Source organism: Pseudomonas sp. LBUM1669, from assembly GCF_059695705.1.
The window spans coordinates 1275135-1290464 of record NZ_CP166784.1; the positions used below are offsets into that span (position 1 = coordinate 1275135).

Annotated in this window: 24 protein-coding genes and 1 pseudogene; 11 read left to right on the top strand and 14 right to left on the bottom strand. The window is 57.0% G+C overall.

The annotated features are described in order from the left end of the window. Nucleotides 1–47: 47 nt before the first annotated feature. The 8 genes and pseudogenes from ACA051_RS05670 to ACA051_RS05705 form a co-directional block, all read right to left on the bottom strand. The gene (locus ACA051_RS05670) at nt 48–1151 is read right to left on the bottom strand and encodes a phage integrase Arm DNA-binding domain-containing protein (protein ID WP_497373825.1); all 1104 of its coding nucleotides are present in this window, start codon (nt 1149–1151) and stop codon (nt 48–50) included. Then, complete coding sequence (locus ACA051_RS05675) at nt 1132–1374, bottom strand: excisionase (RefSeq protein ID WP_497373827.1); 243 nt, start codon at nt 1372–1374, stop codon at nt 1132–1134. The genes ACA051_RS05670 and ACA051_RS05675 overlap by 20 nt, the downstream gene beginning before the upstream one ends. A gap of 37 nt (nt 1375–1411) precedes the next feature. After that, nucleotides 1412–1885 carry a hypothetical protein gene (locus ACA051_RS05680; RefSeq protein WP_497373829.1) on the bottom strand — a complete coding sequence of 158 codons (474 nt, stop codon included), beginning with the start codon at nt 1883–1885 and terminating at the stop codon, nt 1412–1414. Nucleotides 1886–1936: 51 nt separating this feature from the next. Beyond that, complete coding sequence (locus ACA051_RS05685; RefSeq protein WP_497373830.1) at nt 1937–2410, bottom strand: TRM11 family methyltransferase; 474 nt, start codon at nt 2408–2410, stop codon at nt 1937–1939. Nucleotides 2411–2471: 61 nt separating this feature from the next. Further along, on the bottom strand, nt 2472–2696 hold the full coding sequence (locus tag ACA051_RS05690) for a hypothetical protein (protein ID WP_497373831.1): 225 nt from the start codon (nt 2694–2696) through the stop codon (nt 2472–2474). 70 nt (nt 2697–2766) lie between these two features. After that, nucleotides 2767–3045: pseudogene (locus ACA051_RS05695) on the bottom strand (morphogenetic protein); the annotation flags it as partial. Nucleotides 3046–3071: 26 nt separating this feature from the next. After that, a complete protein-coding gene (locus tag ACA051_RS05700) occupies nt 3072–3395 on the bottom strand; it encodes a phiTE_072 family protein (RefSeq protein ID WP_497373832.1) in 324 nt (107 codons plus the stop codon). A gap of 427 nt (nt 3396–3822) precedes the next feature. Continuing rightward, a complete protein-coding gene (locus ACA051_RS05705) occupies nt 3823–4602 on the bottom strand; it encodes a DUF2786 domain-containing protein (RefSeq protein WP_497373834.1) in 780 nt (259 codons plus the stop codon). 77 nt (nt 4603–4679) lie between these two features. Here ACA051_RS05705 and ACA051_RS05710 point away from each other — a divergent pair, with 77 nt between their 5' ends. The 3 genes from ACA051_RS05710 to ACA051_RS05720 all read left to right on the top strand — a co-directional run bounded on the left by ACA051_RS05710 (nt 4680) and on the right by ACA051_RS05720 (nt 5698). Further along, nucleotides 4680–4865, top strand: a complete 186-nt coding sequence (locus ACA051_RS05710; RefSeq protein WP_497373835.1) for a hypothetical protein — start codon at nt 4680–4682, stop codon at nt 4863–4865. 48 nt (nt 4866–4913) lie between these two features. Then, nucleotides 4914–5384 (top strand): hypothetical protein, encoded by a 471-nt coding sequence (locus tag ACA051_RS05715; protein ID WP_497373837.1) that lies wholly within the window; start codon nt 4914–4916, stop codon nt 5382–5384. A 104-nt stretch (nt 5385–5488) separates the two neighbouring features. Further along, entirely contained in the window at nt 5489–5698 is a 210-nt protein-coding gene (locus ACA051_RS05720; RefSeq protein WP_497373839.1) for a hypothetical protein, read from the top strand. A gap of 6 nt (nt 5699–5704) precedes the next feature. On the opposite strand, the gene ACA051_RS05725 is transcribed toward ACA051_RS05720, so the two are convergent. From ACA051_RS05725 to ACA051_RS05735, 3 genes are all read right to left on the bottom strand, one after another. Beyond that, nucleotides 5705–6016, bottom strand: a complete 312-nt coding sequence (locus ACA051_RS05725; RefSeq protein ID WP_497373841.1) for a hypothetical protein — start codon at nt 6014–6016, stop codon at nt 5705–5707. 72 nt (nt 6017–6088) lie between these two features. Then, a complete protein-coding gene (locus ACA051_RS05730; RefSeq protein WP_497373843.1) occupies nt 6089–6400 on the bottom strand; it encodes a hypothetical protein in 312 nt (103 codons plus the stop codon). After that, nucleotides 6397–6756, bottom strand: coding sequence for a hypothetical protein (locus ACA051_RS05735; RefSeq protein ID WP_497373845.1), 360 nt, complete (start codon nt 6754–6756; stop codon nt 6397–6399). The genes ACA051_RS05730 and ACA051_RS05735 overlap by 4 nt, the downstream gene beginning before the upstream one ends. Nucleotides 6757–7722: 966 nt before the next feature. On the opposite strand from ACA051_RS05735, the gene ACA051_RS05740 reads away from it, so the two are divergent. Next, nucleotides 7723–8028: a DUF1654 domain-containing protein gene (locus ACA051_RS05740; protein WP_497373847.1), complete on the top strand. Its 306-nt coding sequence runs from the start codon at nt 7723–7725 to the stop codon at nt 8026–8028. A 122-nt stretch (nt 8029–8150) separates the two neighbouring features. Here the strand turns inward: ACA051_RS05740 and ACA051_RS05745 are convergent, their stop codons facing one another. The 3 genes from ACA051_RS05745 to ACA051_RS05755 all read right to left on the bottom strand — a co-directional run bounded on the left by ACA051_RS05745 (nt 8151) and on the right by ACA051_RS05755 (nt 10449). Continuing rightward, complete coding sequence (locus ACA051_RS05745; RefSeq protein ID WP_497373849.1) at nt 8151–8588, bottom strand: hypothetical protein; 438 nt, start codon at nt 8586–8588, stop codon at nt 8151–8153. A gap of 111 nt (nt 8589–8699) precedes the next feature. After that, entirely contained in the window at nt 8700–9446 is a 747-nt protein-coding gene (locus ACA051_RS05750) for a hypothetical protein (protein WP_497373851.1), read from the bottom strand. Nucleotides 9447–9585: 139 nt separating this feature from the next. Then, entirely contained in the window at nt 9586–10449 is an 864-nt protein-coding gene (locus tag ACA051_RS05755) for a LexA family transcriptional regulator (RefSeq protein ID WP_497375509.1), read from the bottom strand. Between the two features lie 83 nt (nt 10450–10532). Here ACA051_RS05755 and ACA051_RS05760 point away from each other — a divergent pair, with 83 nt between their 5' ends. The 7 genes from ACA051_RS05760 to ACA051_RS05790 all read left to right on the top strand — a co-directional run bounded on the left by ACA051_RS05760 (nt 10533) and on the right by ACA051_RS05790 (nt 15330). Continuing rightward, nucleotides 10533–10772, top strand: a complete 240-nt coding sequence (locus tag ACA051_RS05760; RefSeq protein ID WP_497373853.1) for a helix-turn-helix domain-containing protein — start codon at nt 10533–10535, stop codon at nt 10770–10772. A 51-nt stretch (nt 10773–10823) separates the two neighbouring features. Next, nucleotides 10824–11249, top strand: coding sequence for a phage regulatory CII family protein (locus ACA051_RS05765; RefSeq protein ID WP_497373855.1), 426 nt, complete (start codon nt 10824–10826; stop codon nt 11247–11249). Nucleotides 11250–11423: 174 nt separating this feature from the next. Continuing rightward, on the top strand, nt 11424–12131 hold the full coding sequence (locus ACA051_RS05770) for a helix-turn-helix domain-containing protein (RefSeq protein WP_497373857.1): 708 nt from the start codon (nt 11424–11426) through the stop codon (nt 12129–12131). Further along, entirely contained in the window at nt 12124–13503 is a 1380-nt protein-coding gene (gene dnaB / locus ACA051_RS05775) for a replicative DNA helicase (RefSeq protein ID WP_497373859.1), read from the top strand. Before ACA051_RS05770 ends, dnaB begins: the two co-directional genes overlap by 8 nt. Next, on the top strand, nt 13503–13712 hold the full coding sequence (locus tag ACA051_RS05780; protein WP_497373861.1) for a hypothetical protein: 210 nt from the start codon (nt 13503–13505) through the stop codon (nt 13710–13712). Before dnaB ends, ACA051_RS05780 begins: the two co-directional genes overlap by 1 nt. Beyond that, nucleotides 13709–15004, top strand: coding sequence for a tyrosine-type recombinase/integrase (locus ACA051_RS05785; RefSeq protein ID WP_497373863.1), 1296 nt, complete (start codon nt 13709–13711; stop codon nt 15002–15004). The genes ACA051_RS05780 and ACA051_RS05785 overlap by 4 nt, the downstream gene beginning before the upstream one ends. Before the next feature lie 5 nt (nt 15005–15009). Beyond that, nucleotides 15010–15330 (top strand): hypothetical protein, encoded by a 321-nt coding sequence (locus tag ACA051_RS05790; protein ID WP_497375511.1) that lies wholly within the window; start codon nt 15010–15012, stop codon nt 15328–15330.

Here is a 15330-nt window from a genome sequence, read left to right on the forward strand (position 1 = left end):
TCTTTCCCCAAAACATCCCCAAAATCCCCCCAAAACTCAGTCGCGGATTATGCCACGTCGATCCACTCAGCGCCTCGGATGTCACGGTATAGATCAGTCATACTGGCCGAACGGTGACCGAGTAGTTTCTGGGCATCGCGCCCTTCGAGCTCATGAAGCCGGGCCGCCAATGAGCGCTGTTCATGGAAGGTCGGTGGCTGCCGTCCAAAAGTTATCCCCAGCTTCGCGCCGGCCTTGTCCCGTGCTTCTGCAAATGCGGAGCTGAGCGTGTCCAGCACTACCGGCTGGCCAGCCTTGGCCCGCCCTGGTGCTTGAGCATGATGCACTAGGTGTTGTGACAGAACGCTATCGCGGCATTGCTTGATGACTTGGGAAAGTTCCAGCCCGACCGACTCAAGCCGAATGCCGGTACTGATCCGGATCCGCGCCCCGGTTTTGGATTGCACGACATGCAGGAACCCGTCGTGTACCTCCTTGAACAGCATTGAGGCGATGTCGTCCCGGCGCTGGCCGGTGAGCACCGCAAGTTCCATCGCCCGGTGTAGCCACGGCTTCGTGGCTTCCTCGTAAATTGCCTTCCACAGTTCCAGCGTCAGCCGCTCGCGCTTGATGTTCACCCGCGCCGCCTTGGTCACCTCGACCGGGTTGGTGTCTGCCCACCCCCGCGCCTGAGCTTCGGCGAACACGTCTCGCAATAGCGAGCGCATCGCCCGGGCCATCTGTGCCTTTCCCTCTTTGGCCATGCCTGTCAGGTAGTCGGCCGCATCCATCGTTGTGATGTCCTTCATCCCCTTCGATCCGAACACCGCCATCAATCGATTTATCCGCATGCCCACGTTTTTGTTGCTGCTCGCTGACAGCTTGCGCTCGGCGAACAGCTCGCGGTACTCAACCAGCCACTCCGAAAACAATTTGCCCGTTGCTGGCGCCGGCGCGCTGATTCGCTCGGAGAGTGTTGGCTTTAGGGGGCTGGCGTGGTTGGTGGCTACAGCTTCGAGTATTGCCGCCGCCTTATCCTTGCCCAGACCAAATACGCGACCACTGATCGGGTCGCGATATGTGTAATAAGTGACGCCGTTGCGGGCGTCGGTCTTGCGGTAGAGATTGGGCGGAAGATCCTTTGACCCGGTGTTACGCGGCCTGGGCGCCATGGCGTGCTCTCTCTACTCTGCTGAGCAGGCTGCCGCCGACGATGCGTACGGGCTGCTGGTCAGGTTCCTGATAGTGGGCGTCAGATTCTACATAATAGCTGCGCCCGTGCTTCACCGGTACCGGAGCGATCCGGCCTTCTCGCGCCCATTTGCGCAGGGTGTTGGGGCTTGGCGGCGTCTTGAACTCGGCCGCCGCCCATTCATCCAGGGTGACTTTTGCCATGATGATGCTCCATGCCGCGCGTGGCGGCAGAAGGTGGTTAAAGATCGGAGAGGGCGATATCGATGTCCGATGCGAGCTTCTCCATCGGATTCATGCTTTCAGGCTTCGCATCGATCCCCGCTTGGTCCATATAGCTGCGCATTCTCCGAATCAGGCTGAGCAGTTGTTCATGCTGGCCATGCTCTTCCCGGCCTATATCCCAGAAGCGCGTTGCCCAGTGAGTGGATGGCGGCGGACGGCAGTTCTGCGCACCGAGGGCAAGCGCGCCGACGGCGCAATCCAGCAGATCGCGCTTGTAGGCGTTGTCGCCGTCGATGCTCAGGCCTTGGCGGCGCAGCGCGTCGAGTGCGTTATTCAGGTTTGCCTCGGGCGACGGGAGCACCAGGTCGTAATCTGCTTTGCCCGGGCGGCAGACGATGACAAACATCTGGCAGTCGAGCGGCAGGTGCTGGGCGATATCCGTGATCGCTTCGATAGCGATTTCGCGCAGGTGGTGTTTTTGATCAGACATGCGAATACCTCGCCCGCCGTACACCGGCAGGCTGTTGAGTTGGGGGAGGGCTTAGGCTGGGCGCTTCATGAAGGTGATCCGGTGCGTCTTTTCGCGTTTGCCGGACTTGTGGCCAAACAGCGGCTGCTCATCGGTAAGGGCAAGAATCTCGCTGGCCCGGATCTGGGTCTCGTTCCACTTGAAGACAAGGAACTGGCCGGGCTTCAGCACACGGAAGCACTCGGCGAACCCCTTGCGAAGGTCGTCTCGCCAGTCGTCGGTGAGAATTCCATACTTGAGCCGCAGCCAGCTTTCACGACCGGCGCGCACCAGGTGCGGCGGGTCGAAGACAACCATGTTGAAGCTGGCTTCGGGGAAGGGCAGGTGCCGAAAGTCCATGATGACGTTGGGTTCAACCTTCAGCACCCGACCATCACAAAGCACATGCTCTTCGTCCCTGATGTCACCGAACAGAGCGCGCTGGTCGCCCTTATCGAACCACATCATACGGCTGGCGCTGCACGGGTCGAGAACCTGAGCATTCATCGCCACGGCCCCTTGTAGATGAGGTAGGCCATGTAGAGCGGGGCTGCTATTGGAATCAAGATCATAATAGGTGCGCTCCTGCTTCAAGTAGGCCGTCGCGGTCTTCGCGCAGGCGCTGGTTCTCGGCGATCAAGGCCAGCACTGCCTCGGGCGAACACTCCTTGAGGAACAGCTCGTCACGGTGTAATAGACCAGCGTCCTCGATCATCCCGGCCCCGCCGTGTGAACGAATGACTTCGTCGCGGCAGCCCTCGGCCAGCTGTTTCAATTTTGAATGGTCGCTCATGAGGTCACCGCTGCAACAGAGAGGAAGATCAAGCCCCAGAGGCAGGCGCTTATGGCTGCTGCCTTGAGCATCATGGCGTCACCTGCTTGAACTCGACGACCCAGACCCACGGGTTGGCGTCCCAGTCGCCGCCGGTGGACTTCCACAGGTCGCGAAAGGCGCCAGTGGCCGTACCGAAAGCGTTCTCGCTGTCGTCGTGAGCGAACCAGCGGTTAATCAGCTCCACTCGCCGAACCCCTTCGGCCTTGGCCTGCTCCTCGCTGATGTCCTGCAACCTCTCGACGCGGACGTTGGTGATCTCCAGCAGGATGCGGCAGGCCCAGCGCGGCATGTGGATGCTCGGCTTCCAGACTGGCTGATCGGCTTCATATGGGGTTAGCCCATCGGCGGCGTGCTGCTCATCCCGCGATCCAAGCAGTTGAGGACGTAGTGCCAGTCACAGTCGGCGACAAACTCCGCAACCGTTCGCGGTCCCATACCGCCCCTGTAGGCGTTCCAGCTGCTGTCCCAGCGGTTGATCGTGAGCTTGCCTTGGGCGGTCTGGTAGTTAGGATCAGACTCGATCGGGCAGTTTCGGCGCCCGAAGTCCTCAAGGAAAACCGTGATCGGATCAAGCCGTGGAGCGCCGGTGATCACCAGCTTCGTGACTGTCGAGCGCTCAACCTTCAGCGGCTCGACCGGTTTGTTTTCTGTGGGCATGGAGGGAGCCTTGGCCGATGTTCGGCTACAGTAGAAAAGTCATCGAAATGGAGATCGGACATGCAATGCTTAATTTGCCAGGCTGCTTCTAAAATTGTTCACATGGTAGGGGGCTGGTCCGAGGTCAAATGCTCGGCCGGATGTGGACACTTTAGGGTCTCAGCGAACCTTGTTGCGAAGATGAAGTTCAAGAACGAATTCTTTGACGTTGAACGAACAAGGCAATGGCTCGGGATGGCTCGGAACGAGGGGCCAATGCCGTTGATATCGACCTTCGATTACAATGTTTCTTTGTTGCATCGTGCCACTAAAGAGAGCTCTGACAGCTTGCCCAGTCGCTCTAGGAAATCGATGGCGTTGGAATAAATGGACTTCTGACTTCGATCCGCCTGGTCATGCCCGGGCGGTGGAGGGTGGCGGTATCGGGTTAAGCGATGGCGGAGATCGCAAGCGGCTCGTCGCCGGCGCGGGCAATGCCGGCGTGCAGGTCGACATTTCGCCCGGCCAGCATGCCCGCGATTTGGGCGTTCATGTCGAGCTCTGTCTCTGGAGTCTTGCGGGATTTACCGACGTTTTTGCTGGAGAGGTATTCGGCAATGAGTGCTTTATCCTGGCTCTGAACGGCAACAAGGTCACGACCCTCGCTCGCTGCCGCCGTGTCATCGCTCTCACCCTGGGGAACCAAAGCCCGCAACTTTCCATAGACCTGCCCAACCCACGCAAGAGCGAAGTGATCACCAGCCGTCTCGGCTGAATATGAGCTTCTATGTTTGCCCGACCGCACCCCCGCGGTGTATTCCTTGCGCGCCAAGGTTAGCTTGGTCAGCAGCGACTCATAGGCGTCGAGCGCAATGTGCTGAGATGGAGTAACGCCGACGAAGGACGCACGCTCGATTACACGATGCTTGATTTTGCACCACTGCCGAGTGCGCAACGAAGTGCACCCGAACACCTCGGCAACGGCTGCGGACAGGTGTCGGTCCCATGTTGGCAATCTTTCGGCCCGGGAGAACTTAGATTCAACCTCTCCGACGTCGCTGAGCTTCACATCCATTTCGGTCAACCGATATTCGCGCATCAGCGCCTGTGCTTGCCGAAGTGCAGTGGCTGCTTCGTTCTCGTTGGCGCTCTGGCCCAGTGCCAGGCAGTGCTTGATTTTGCGGATAGCCCGCTCAAGTTTTTTTTCATCGATCTGTTGTGCGGACATAGGGCATCCTCGCCGGCTGGCGTGATTCGTAAATTGGGTTGATGATTTGCACTCAGCAAAACCTGACGGTGATTGCGATGAGTACTAAAACCGATGTGGAAGCGGTGCGCCTGATCGGCGATGAGGTGGTGCGGCTGCTCAGCCTCGCGGACGATCAGCTTGAGACTCAGGTGCGCGACGGGCTGAAGTTGATCGCTAATCTGGCACTCTGGCGAGACTTGGCCGGCCTATACCGCGCAGAGCTCGCTGGCACAGTTCGTTGAAGTAGAGTATTTGTGTTCGGCCCGGCATGGAGCCGGATGGAGAAAACCGTGGGTACAGTCGAACTCAGCGATCTTCGTGGATATTTCAAGGAGCTTGCGGGGCCCGCTTTTGAAGAGTTTTGGTTTGAATACCAAGCGGATATTCCAGTCGACATCGGGAGATTTATGTTCATCTACCGACGGCTCGTTACCGCGGTTTTCTTTCTCAATCATATGACTGACAAAGCCGCCAAGCCTCGCGGTGCCGATAGCCCAGGAGAGGTGATCCGGCTGGTCAAGGCCTTGGATATGGACGCCGGGACCGCTCTCGATGTGTGCCGACAGCTGACCAACGATGTGAAACACCCAAAGACGCAGCCTCAAACATTCAGTGCTAGAGACCGGACTGAGTCTGATGAGGCAGGTATCTATCAGCTGCCTTGCTGGATGTACACAGACAAGGCCGGCACAACACACGACCTGTGCGATGTCGCTCAGCGAGCATGGCGTTATTGGATTGATTACCGCCATGAAAGGTAAAGCAAACTACGGCGCCGCCCTCCGTGACCGGTGGTGGCGAGATATGTGTTTGTGAGCTATTGCTTGATGGCCCGGCATTCCGCCGGATTAGGGAGAAAAAAGGCATGAAACGTCGCGAATACTTCGAGGCATGCTCAAGGCTTTCAAATGTTTTCGGTGAAAAGCTCGATGCTGTAGATGCGCATCTGGCGTCTGATCCCGGTCTTCATGAAGAGGGCGCTTACGAAAAATACTGGGACCTTCAAAGTGAAGCGGCGAGTGCTGCCATGGCTTGGACGGGCTATTGCGCATTGCATCGCGACAAGATTCGCTGACCACGCTTAGTCATCCAAGGCGACGCGTAGCGCCTCCCGGTCGAAGGCTAGCTTCAATTTCCGCGACACGTTTTCGGGAATCACGTATTCGTGTCGCGGCGGGGCGAGCAGGGGAAGGGCACCGCCCGGGCCAAGTCCGTGCAGGTGGTGAATCATCAGCGTGATTGCCTCGCCATGTTCCTCGATGCCGCTCCAGGCCATCAGTTCAGCAAGGGCTTGGCGCGTAGCGGGAAGGCTGTGAAACCGAATCTCTACTTCGCCGCGGCTCTTCCTCTTCGCGGCGGCTTTCTCCGAACGTTCCGCGTTGCTCTTGGCCATGGCCTAGCTCTTCAATTCCGCTGGCTGGCAAGTTTAGCCAGGTCTTCCGGTTGCGTTGTTGGTGTCTTCGTTTCATGAGTCGTTGAACTTGAAATTGTTCTCTTTGGCGATTAGCAGGGCACGCTTGTGGCTGATGCCCAGCTCTTTGCAGGCTTGGTAGAGGCTTGCACCGCTGTCGGCCAGCCGTTTGAGGTCAGGTGCGATCTTGTCGCGTTTGGCGCGCAGCTTGTCGCCGTAGGCGGTGCAGAAGGTCAGCTCGCGCTCACCGGACACGCCCGGCTCGACGTGCTGAACATGTTTGCCGGCGCCGAAATACTCTTCCATCGCCCGGTTCAGGTGGTTGGTGATCTGGTCGGGGGGATCCGGGATTGGCTGGCCGATCATTGCTGCGCTCCGAAGTAGGCGAAAAGGAAAAGAAGCACCGCACACCCGATGGTCCAGCGCAGCAGGATCCGGTCGAAGCGACTACCGGTTACCCGGACGCCTTCAAACAAGTCGGCGTTCTGCTCGAGCTGTTTTGCGAAGTTGCAGGCCATGTTGTGCCCGTCGCGGGATCCCCGGGAAACGCCGGTGTCATGCTCAACGACGTCGAACTTGTTGCCACCCAGCGGGATGACGTTGAAGCGTGGCGCCCGGGCCGGTTCTTCGCGCCCGATCTTCTGGTACATCTCGGAAGTCGAAATCGCTGCACGCTCCCGCGTCACCTGCAGGAGAGCTTGTTGGCGGATGGCTTGGTTCATGACTGATACCTCGGTGGTGGGGTTGCGTTCATTCGTCAGCACTCGGCGCCGCCTGCTGGTTGCCGTTGGGCGCAGGGGGGAGTGCTGACGGATAAAGGCAGGCGTAAAAAAGCCCGATCGGAACCGGGTTTTTGTTGGTGTCACGAAGACCTCCCTACGTGACAGCCTCCCAGGTTCGCTACTGTAATGGTCAACTGGTCCCGGACACGACGTTAAGTCTTTTTTTGGACTGAGCTGGCGACGGCCTGGGTTTGTTTCATCAGCAGTGTTCTTTAACTTTGGGGTAGGCCTACCGGTTGCCCGGATGGTGCGCGGTCACACCGACTGCCAAGATGTCCGCTGCCTGCCAGGGTGAAAGGCACAGCCTTCAGGCTTACTGCGCCAAGCGGGTGGATCGCTCGTCTATTTCATGATGGTCATCCTCCAATGCGCGTCGCTGGCATCTAGCGGGCGCTCGCCGTTCTCTGGTTTGTTGCATACAGGTGGCCGGTATAAGCCGGGGATTCGTCCGCATCCCAATGCACCCTGTCGCCAAGGTGCAGCAGTGATGCTGTCCGTCCTATTACCGCTGGAGGAGCGGGGCGCATAGCTTGCCGGGTCATTCACACGGTTCTGGCGTTTCACCATCGGGCAGTCGTCCAGGTTGTTCCTGTCGTTGGCAGGCTTTCGGGCCTGTCTGCTCGCCGGTCGCCGGTAGAGGCAATGCGTTCTGTTGTTTGTTGCGCTGACTGTTAAAGAGCGAGTCAGACCCTTTAGAGGCCCTTCGCAGTGGCTGTGTATCGCTGCGATGGGTTTAATATGAACTACAGGTTCATATTTGGTCAAGTACCAAAAGTACATATTTTTTAAAAAGTACAGATCTGGATGATTTCGCACGATTGCCCGCAGGGGGATTTACCGCGAATCAATGGTTCGTTATCCTTCGTAATAACTGGATATATACACAGTAGTCGAAGGATTGTTAGCATGACGCAGGGCAAAGTGAAACCAGCAGCAAGAGTTGAGATGTCCGGTGTAGAGCGCTTAGGCTTGCGCGTTTCGTCAATGATCAATTATCCAGCCGCGCAGGCTCAGCGCTGGGTGACGATTCATCGTTTGGATACGGACGGTGATCGAGAGTGGGAAGAGGTGATGGGTCTGCTATCCGAGACGGACGGCATAGGCATGACATTCAACGACGATGAGTCGGTGACGCTTAAGTGGGAGGCCAGTGCTGATGAGGATCGGCCGGTGGAGGTGTTTGAGCCATTAGAGGAGCCGGCGCCTTTCTAATCAGCGAAACCCGAGATGGGGTAGGGAGAGTCATTTGAATCGCTTGGAGGGCGGGGATGGGGAAGGAAAAAACAAGGTCGGAACCGGGCCCGGCTTTTGCGAATCTTAGCCCTCTATTCGATTCAGTTTTTGCTAATAGAGATGATGACTCTGTAAAAACTCAATCCGGTCGTGGCCAGGTAGACTGCGGCTAGTGCGCCAGTAAAAACGGTCATCAGCAAAAGTTGGTCTTTCCCGTTAGCCCATGGAAGCAGCAAGCTTAACGAAAGCGCCAATAGCGTCAAATGGAGAGCGGCGCATACAAAACCACCAACTATCAGTTTTCTATATCCGCCAGTAGCTCTAAGGTTCCTCAAAAGATCTCGATCCATTACTGATGCCATTAACGCTATTACTGTAATTAAAAAGCCCAAAATTGTACCCGAACTACTTGCAATAGCTCCGGCCACGATATTGATATCGCTCGCAGAGAAAACGAAATGGTAACTATAAAACATCCAGGTTGCAGCTAGTGCTACTGAGAACTTAGACAATTCTTGTAGTTTTGCCGAAATAGTCATTAATTAGCTCCCTCTGCTCTTCCTTGGCCATGTCCGCAAGCTTGTACATGCTTTCGCTAGGTGGGAAGTATGAATTCGTGTTGATGCTCTGTTTTGAGTATATCCTATTTGCTATAAGGTCGATAGGAAGTATTTTGCCGTTTCGTCAGTGTCAAGTTTGGCCTTAGTTGCTCCCATAGTTAATAAGTGGCCTATTGCGGTTTGAAGAGCGCTTGAAAGTTTTCCGGAGCTTGTTTCTATTTTTTGGTCTATCGTGAATGTTATGTCCAAAGTGTCTGCACCCGAGCAATTAAGTAGTTCAATTGTCTTGGCGCTAATGCTGTCCTGAGGATACAGGCATGGGCTGGTCGGCTTTGGGATTTTTACTGAAAACTTCTTGATCGTAAGTTTATTGTTAAGTAGGAGTTCAGCTTGCTCGGGTCTGATTATAGGTAAGGCATAGAAGGCGAAGCCGAATGATGAAGTGAGCAGTTGAGCGATGTGGTTCCCTGAATTTCCATCATCATTTCGATGAAAGACAAGAAGAGAGTTTTCTCTATAAAAGACGAAAAAATTCTTCTCAATTACGCCTTCATCTATTTCAAGCTCAATCTTTTTGCTGTCTTGTCCCAATGCACCAACCTCGGGAAGATCAGCTTTTCTGATCTTGCGTATCTGCCCTGCGTAAGAGTCGCTTTCGATCCTGTAGTTTAAGCCGAATATTTCTCTTGTGCAGCCGTATTGGGTATAGCTAGATACGGATTCGCCGTTGATTATTTTTTCTAATGCAGAGCATACAGGAATGCAAAAGAGGTCCTCTTTGTCAGACCTTAACGAATAAAAATCAAAAACGTAATTTTTTCTCTTTTCCGGTTTCACTCAACACTCCTTAAAGTTCAACCGCCATGCACATCATCAGACATGGTCGGCGCCGCTCTTCCTTGCTGAGCTTGGTGAGCGGGACAATTACGTCGTCATGTTCGCCTGCCTCGTCGCATTATCTTGCTAAAGGCGCGGTTTATACCAAATGAGCATTCCACACCAACAGCACCCGAGCCTGGATGTAGGTCTCATCAGCCCTTATCGTTTGCGGTGGGTGTCTCGTATTATCAGAAATCATTTTGATCTGATCGTCGCCAATCCATTGGAGTCGCTTGATGTAGAGGTGACCCTCCCAAGAGAACATGTAAATCCCATCCCCTACGAATTCCCGAATACTTATGTCGACTAGAAGCGGGTCGCGGTGCCTGATCGTGGGCGCCATCGACTGACCCCAGCCCGTCACCATCTTGAGATGGAAGTGTTCCTTGAACTCAACTCCCATCTCGCGCAGATGTTGAGGGCTAACCCGAACATCCTGAAGCATCTCTGGATAGTCGTGTGGTATTTGCCCGCCACCCATAGCGGCCCGGACGTCGTAGTGCGCGATCCATACTTCGTCACCGACTACGCCGGGGCGGTAGTAGTCCACCTCTATAGCACCATCACCATCGTTAGATTCTGCCGCAGCCAGCAATCGTCTACGAGCGTCTTCAGAAAGCCCTTTCCCCTGCTTTGTAAGCATCTCACGCACGACATCGGCGGCGGACTTCACCTCGGAAACGGCTGTATCGTCGATTACCGGCATGCGCGAGAGCGCCGGATCATCTCCAGATCCATACTGAAGCCACTCAATTTTCACGCCGAGTGCATCCGCAATTGCTTGCATCTTCGCAGGTCCCGGCATCGACTCGCCGTTCAGCCATTTGCTAGAAGCCTTCGGGGTGACCTTGGCGATTTTAGCTAGGCGAGCGCCTGCCCCCCACTGGTCAATGCCGTGAGCTGCCAAGGATTTCTTTAGACGAGCCACGAAGGCTGTCCGGATTTCTTCTATATGAACCATAGGTTCAATATCGCATGCGCTTGCATGTACTTTCAGTTCCGACATAATATGTACTGTAAGTTCACAATTGAATCGGAGGCCTTATGCGGCCGCTCAAGAAATCTATCGATGACGCTGGTGGCGTTCCTGTCGTTGCGCTGGCCTGTGGAAAGTCTCCTCGAGCTGTTTACAAGTGGCTTACCGCTGACTGTTTACCGCGCACCGAATACACCGGCGAGACGCGCTATGCCGAGCGAATTGCTGCTCTGGCTGCCGAGAATGGAAAGCCGTTCGAGCCGTCTTGGCTGCTCACGGAAGCTCATCCAAAGAAGTCCGCCGCCTAATGATCGCGGACCTAGTGGCAGCGAGCCACGTAACAATTTTCGAGGTGTTACATGCAATCACTGATGAGAGCCATCTACGACGTAGTGGACGAGCACGGCACCAAGAAGATCGCGGAAGGTGCCAGCTTTACGTCTCGTACGCTGCTGGCACAAAAAGCCAACCCTGATTACGACAGCCACAACATGAACGTTGCCGAGCTTGATCGGATCATGGCGTTCACTCGCGACTTCCGCCCTCTGGCGGCTTGGGCTGATCGTTTCGGATTTGACTTGGTATCGCGGGAGCGTCCTGCGGCGAAGCCATTGCTGATCGCACTGGGGAGCCTGTCGGCCGAGTGCGGCGATGTTGGCCGTTTGATCTTCGACGCCACGGCGGACAACCACATCAGCCAGCACGAAAAAGCCCAGGGCGAAAAAGCAATCCTTGAGGCAATTGACGCGCTTCAGGTTCTACGCGAGTCGCTAAAGGCTGCCTGAATTTCAGACACAAAAAAGCCGACGGAGAAGGTCGGCTGATCTGCAAAACTAGAGAGGCCTGATTATGCAGAACCAACCCAATTCAAGCAATCCCCCCTATGTCGCGACACTTTTCGAACAATCGCAAAACGTATCGCGGCTTATCACGGTTGAATCTGCAACTGGAGACCCGCTGTGAGCACCATAATCATGAGCTTATGCTGGCCGCTTCAGGGCATGAGCGGACCACAAAAGGCGGTGCTGATCTCATTGGCGGACAACGCAAACGATGAGGGCGTTTGCTGGCCATCCGTTGCACGTATTTCGGAACGTACCTGTCTTTCCGAAAGGACGGTGCAGACCGCCATCAAGTGGCTGGGGCAAGTCGGGCTGTTATCCGTTCGTGAGCGGATGGGGCGTTCGACGATTTACACCCTGACCCCCGCATCATACGCACCCCCGCAAGAGCTGCACCCCGCAGCAGATGCACCACCCCCCCCGCAGCTCACGACAAAAACCCCCGCAGCAGCCGCACCCAGAACCGTAATAGAACCATCAAGTGAACCATCACCTCTTGGAGACGACGAGCCACCATCGAAGATTTCGAAAGCGAAATGCCCGACTCAGGCCATCGTCGATTTGTTCAACAAGGCGCTTCCAGAGTTTCCCCGAGTCGTGATGTTGACCAAGGATCGGATCGCCAAGATCGGTGCCCGCTGGAACGAGAGCCCGGTGCACCAAGATCTCCAATTCTGGGCTGAGTACTTCGCCCTGGTGCGTTCGAGCAAGTTTCTGATGGGCGAGGTGGCCGCTTCGGGGGGCAGTTCTTTCCGCTGCAACTTCGATTGGCTGATTGCCCCGAGCAACTTCGTCAAGGTCGTCGAGGGTAATTACCATGCGTGAACCCTACAGCATCGAGGCTGAACATGGCCTGCTGGGCGCGATGATGCAGCGCCCCGAACTGATCGACTCGCTGAGCGATGACCTGTCCGCCGAATCGTTCTACTTCGCGGAAAACGCCGAGGTATACCGGGGAATCTTGGCGGTCCGCTCGGCCGGTAAGGCCGTCGACTTCCTCACGGTGGGAGATCACGTCGGCGTCTTGCTGGATGGCACGCCGGCTTTTGCTTACTGCGCCGAAATCGTCAACGGCACGCCCAGCGTCGCCAGCGCCAAGACCTACGCCGGCATTGTGCGTGACCGGGCAATCGAACGCGCTCTGTTCGATCTGGGTGGCCAGGCCATGGACATCGCGCACAGCGATCAGGACGTGCAGACGAAAATCGCTGCCGTTCAAGCCGCTGCGATGGCCATCGATTGCGGCGCTGGTGATGACGACATCGTCAAAGTCGGCGATGTGTTGGTCGATCAGTTGGAGGTGTGGCAGGAGCGCCATGACCGTCATGCTCGCGGCGAAACCCTGATCGGCTTATCAACGGGGTTGCGCGACCTGGACGAGAAGATCGGCGGCCTGCAACCCGATCACCTGTACATCGTCGCCGGGCGTCCTGCTATGGGTAAAACCACGCTGGCGATGGGCTTTGTGATCGATGCGGCCGTGCGCCAAAGCAAGTCCTCACTGGTTATCAGTCTGGAGATGAACAAGGGCCAACTGCTGGACCGCGCCGTGGCTTCGGAGGGACGTATTCCGCTCACCCAGGTGAAGAACGGCACGGCGTGCCAGAACCACGGCACGGAGCTCGCCGCAGCGGCCGGCGTGCTGCGTCGCGCCCCGTTGTACATCGCCGACCGTGCCGGTTCGTCAATCGGGCGCATTCGCTCATTGGCCCGCCGCCACAAGCTGCGTTACGGCCTCGACCTGCTGATGATTGACTACCTGCAGCTGCTGGAGGGCGAGGGCGGCAATCGCACCGAAGAAGTCAGCAGTATCAGTCGCGGTTGCAAGCTGCTCGCTAAGGAGCTGGGCATCCCCGTCGTTCTGCTGAGCCAGCTCTCCCGAAAATGCGAAGAACGCCCCAACAAGCGGCCCATCCCCTCGGATCTGAGAGAGTCCGGCGCCATCGAGCAGGACGCCGACGTGATCTTGTTCGTGTATCGCGACGAGGTTTATCACGAAAACACCGAAGCCAAGGGCATTGCTGAAATCATCATCGGCAAGGGCCGCGACATCGAGATGGGCACGGTCCGCACTGCATTTCTCGGGCAGTACAACCGCTTTGAAAACCTTGCCGCCGGGTGGAAGCCAGAGGCTGTCGAGCAGCCGGCCAAGGTCACCAGCCTGGCCAACCGTTACCGCCAAAAGGAAACATTCTGATGGACTCTATGCGACTCGCTGTTCCCGAGCCGTCCACCTATCGCTTTGCGGTGTTCTGCTGCTCGTTCAAAATGGATTTGAGCAGCACCCCCGACCATGCCTTGGCGCTGTTCGCCGACGAGGCCATGGCCCATCGGTATGGTGCATGGATGTGGCCGACAACGTTCGAGGTGGTTGACCGTCTCGCCCAACCGGAGGCGACCGATTGAGCGCCCTGATCAAGACCCTGACGGTGAAGCTGTCAGACACTGAAATTCAGCGTAACGCCAAGCTTGAGCATGTGCGCGACCTGCGGGATGCCAGTCACCCCGCGTTGCACTTCCGTTATGCGAAGAATCGCGCGCGCGGGTCGTGGTACCTGCTGAACAAACGTCAGTGGCACCGTATCGGCGGCTATCCGGACCTGTCCACCAAACAGGTGGTTTCAGCCTTGCCGGCGGTGCGCCTGCGAGTGGCGGCCGACGGCGCCGCCAGTGTTTCGGGATGGGTGACTGTCGGTGAGCTGCTGGACTGGTTTGCCGATCGCATGACCCGCTCCCGCGCGCTCTCGGCCAAGCGGCGCTCAGCCGGCAAGTCTGCCATCAGTTGCCAGCTCAAGCCGCGTCTGGATGATTTGCTGATTCCCGACGTCAACGCCCAGACTCTGGACAAGCTGCTGATGTGGCCTGCTCAGGAAGAGTTGTCGCTGTCGTACGTCCAGCAGTTGTATCGAATGCTCGCGGTGGCGTTTCGGCAGGCCCGTAAGCTGGATCTGATCCCGGCCAACCCGATGGCCGAACTCAAATTCATCCACTTCACGACGGCGCGCATCCTGCCGAAACCCGCCCGCCTGCGCGATGTCCAGTTGCCCGAGCTGGTAGAGCAACTGACCGAGCGTTTCGAGCGTGCGCCCGGTGACGCCATGCTGGCCTTGATGATGCTGTGCCACGGCACCCGCATCGGCGAAACCCGGCAATCTCGCTGGGCCGACATTGCGCTGCCTGAGCGTGAATGGTTCCTGCCGGCCGAGCACACGAAGAGCAAGACCGAGTTGCGAGTCCCGCTGACCGACCAGGTCTGCGCGTTGCTACGCCGTTACCGTGACCGGCAGGCCGCCCAAGGGTACGAGGGTCCGTTCCTGTTCCCGTCCCGCCGAGGCAAGGCGCTGAGTGACAACCAGGCCAGTGCCGTGTTCACCCGACTGGGGCAGGGCGCTTGGACCAGCCACGACCTGCGCAAGGTGGCCCGTACTGCGTGGACCGACCTCGGCGTCGACGGTCACATCGGCGAGATGTTGTTGAACCATTCCCTCGGCAAGATCGCTTCCACCTACATCAACACCCAGGCCAAGGAGCAGCGTCGTCTGGCTCTGGTGAAGTGGCACACCTGGTTAGATGAGCGCGGCTTCAAGGCGATCCACCAGCAGACAGGCGTTAGATATGAAGATTCGCAAAAGATCGTAGGCGCCTTGAATAGCGCGGCCTGCGAGTCAATTGTGCAATTTGTTAAGGGCGAGGTTTAAAAATGGTGAAAAAGCAGCATGGCCCCGCCTTCAACGCCCAGCAGATCGAACTGGCATCGTGTCCGGCGTGCAAGGGGAAGGCATTCATTAAGGGCGTTTTCCACGAACTGGCTTGCGCCCAGTGCAATGCCTCAGGGTGGGTGGAGGCTGGCACCGGTTACGCGCTGTCATTGGAGTTTCTGGTAACCCAGTTGAGCCTGAAGCTGCAGTCCGTGGAGCAGGAGGTCGAAGCATTGAAGCGTGCGTCGCTAAGGTCAGGGCCAGCGGCGCAGTACCACCAGAACAACCGCCGCGGTGCTGGCGGATCGAATTTCACGGGGGATTGA

Coding starts and splice junctions, on each gene's coding strand:
- ACA051_RS05670 (WP_497373825.1), bottom strand. CDS start 1,151: ATGGCGCCCAGGCCGCGTAACACCGGGTCAAAGGATCTTCCGCCCAAT.
- ACA051_RS05675 (WP_497373827.1), bottom strand. CDS start 1,374: ATGGCAAAAGTCACCCTGGATGAATGGGCGGCGGCCGAGTTCAAGACG.
- ACA051_RS05680 (WP_497373829.1), bottom strand. CDS start 1,885: ATGTCTGATCAAAAACACCACCTGCGCGAAATCGCTATCGAAGCGATC.
- ACA051_RS05685 (WP_497373830.1), bottom strand. CDS start 2,410: ATGAATGCTCAGGTTCTCGACCCGTGCAGCGCCAGCCGTATGATGTGG.
- ACA051_RS05690 (WP_497373831.1), bottom strand. CDS start 2,696: ATGAGCGACCATTCAAAATTGAAACAGCTGGCCGAGGGCTGCCGCGAC.
- ACA051_RS05700 (WP_497373832.1), bottom strand. CDS start 3,395: ATGCCCACAGAAAACAAACCGGTCGAGCCGCTGAAGGTTGAGCGCTCG.
- ACA051_RS05705 (WP_497373834.1), bottom strand. CDS start 4,602: ATGTCCGCACAACAGATCGATGAAAAAAAACTTGAGCGGGCTATCCGC.
- ACA051_RS05710 (WP_497373835.1), top strand. CDS start 4,680: ATGAGTACTAAAACCGATGTGGAAGCGGTGCGCCTGATCGGCGATGAG.
- ACA051_RS05720 (WP_497373839.1), top strand. CDS start 5,489: ATGAAACGTCGCGAATACTTCGAGGCATGCTCAAGGCTTTCAAATGTT.
- ACA051_RS05725 (WP_497373841.1), bottom strand. CDS start 6,016: ATGGCCAAGAGCAACGCGGAACGTTCGGAGAAAGCCGCCGCGAAGAGG.
- ACA051_RS05730 (WP_497373843.1), bottom strand. CDS start 6,400: ATGATCGGCCAGCCAATCCCGGATCCCCCCGACCAGATCACCAACCAC.
- ACA051_RS05735 (WP_497373845.1), bottom strand. CDS start 6,756: ATGAACCAAGCCATCCGCCAACAAGCTCTCCTGCAGGTGACGCGGGAG.
- ACA051_RS05740 (WP_497373847.1), top strand. CDS start 7,723: ATGACGCAGGGCAAAGTGAAACCAGCAGCAAGAGTTGAGATGTCCGGT.
- ACA051_RS05745 (WP_497373849.1), bottom strand. CDS start 8,588: ATGACTATTTCGGCAAAACTACAAGAATTGTCTAAGTTCTCAGTAGCA.
- ACA051_RS05755 (WP_497375509.1), bottom strand. CDS start 10,449: ATGGTTCATATAGAAGAAATCCGGACAGCCTTCGTGGCTCGTCTAAAG.
- ACA051_RS05760 (WP_497373853.1), top strand. CDS start 10,533: ATGCGGCCGCTCAAGAAATCTATCGATGACGCTGGTGGCGTTCCTGTC.
- ACA051_RS05765 (WP_497373855.1), top strand. CDS start 10,824: ATGCAATCACTGATGAGAGCCATCTACGACGTAGTGGACGAGCACGGC.
- dnaB (WP_497373859.1), top strand. CDS start 12,124: ATGCGTGAACCCTACAGCATCGAGGCTGAACATGGCCTGCTGGGCGCG.
- ACA051_RS05780 (WP_497373861.1), top strand. CDS start 13,503: ATGGACTCTATGCGACTCGCTGTTCCCGAGCCGTCCACCTATCGCTTT.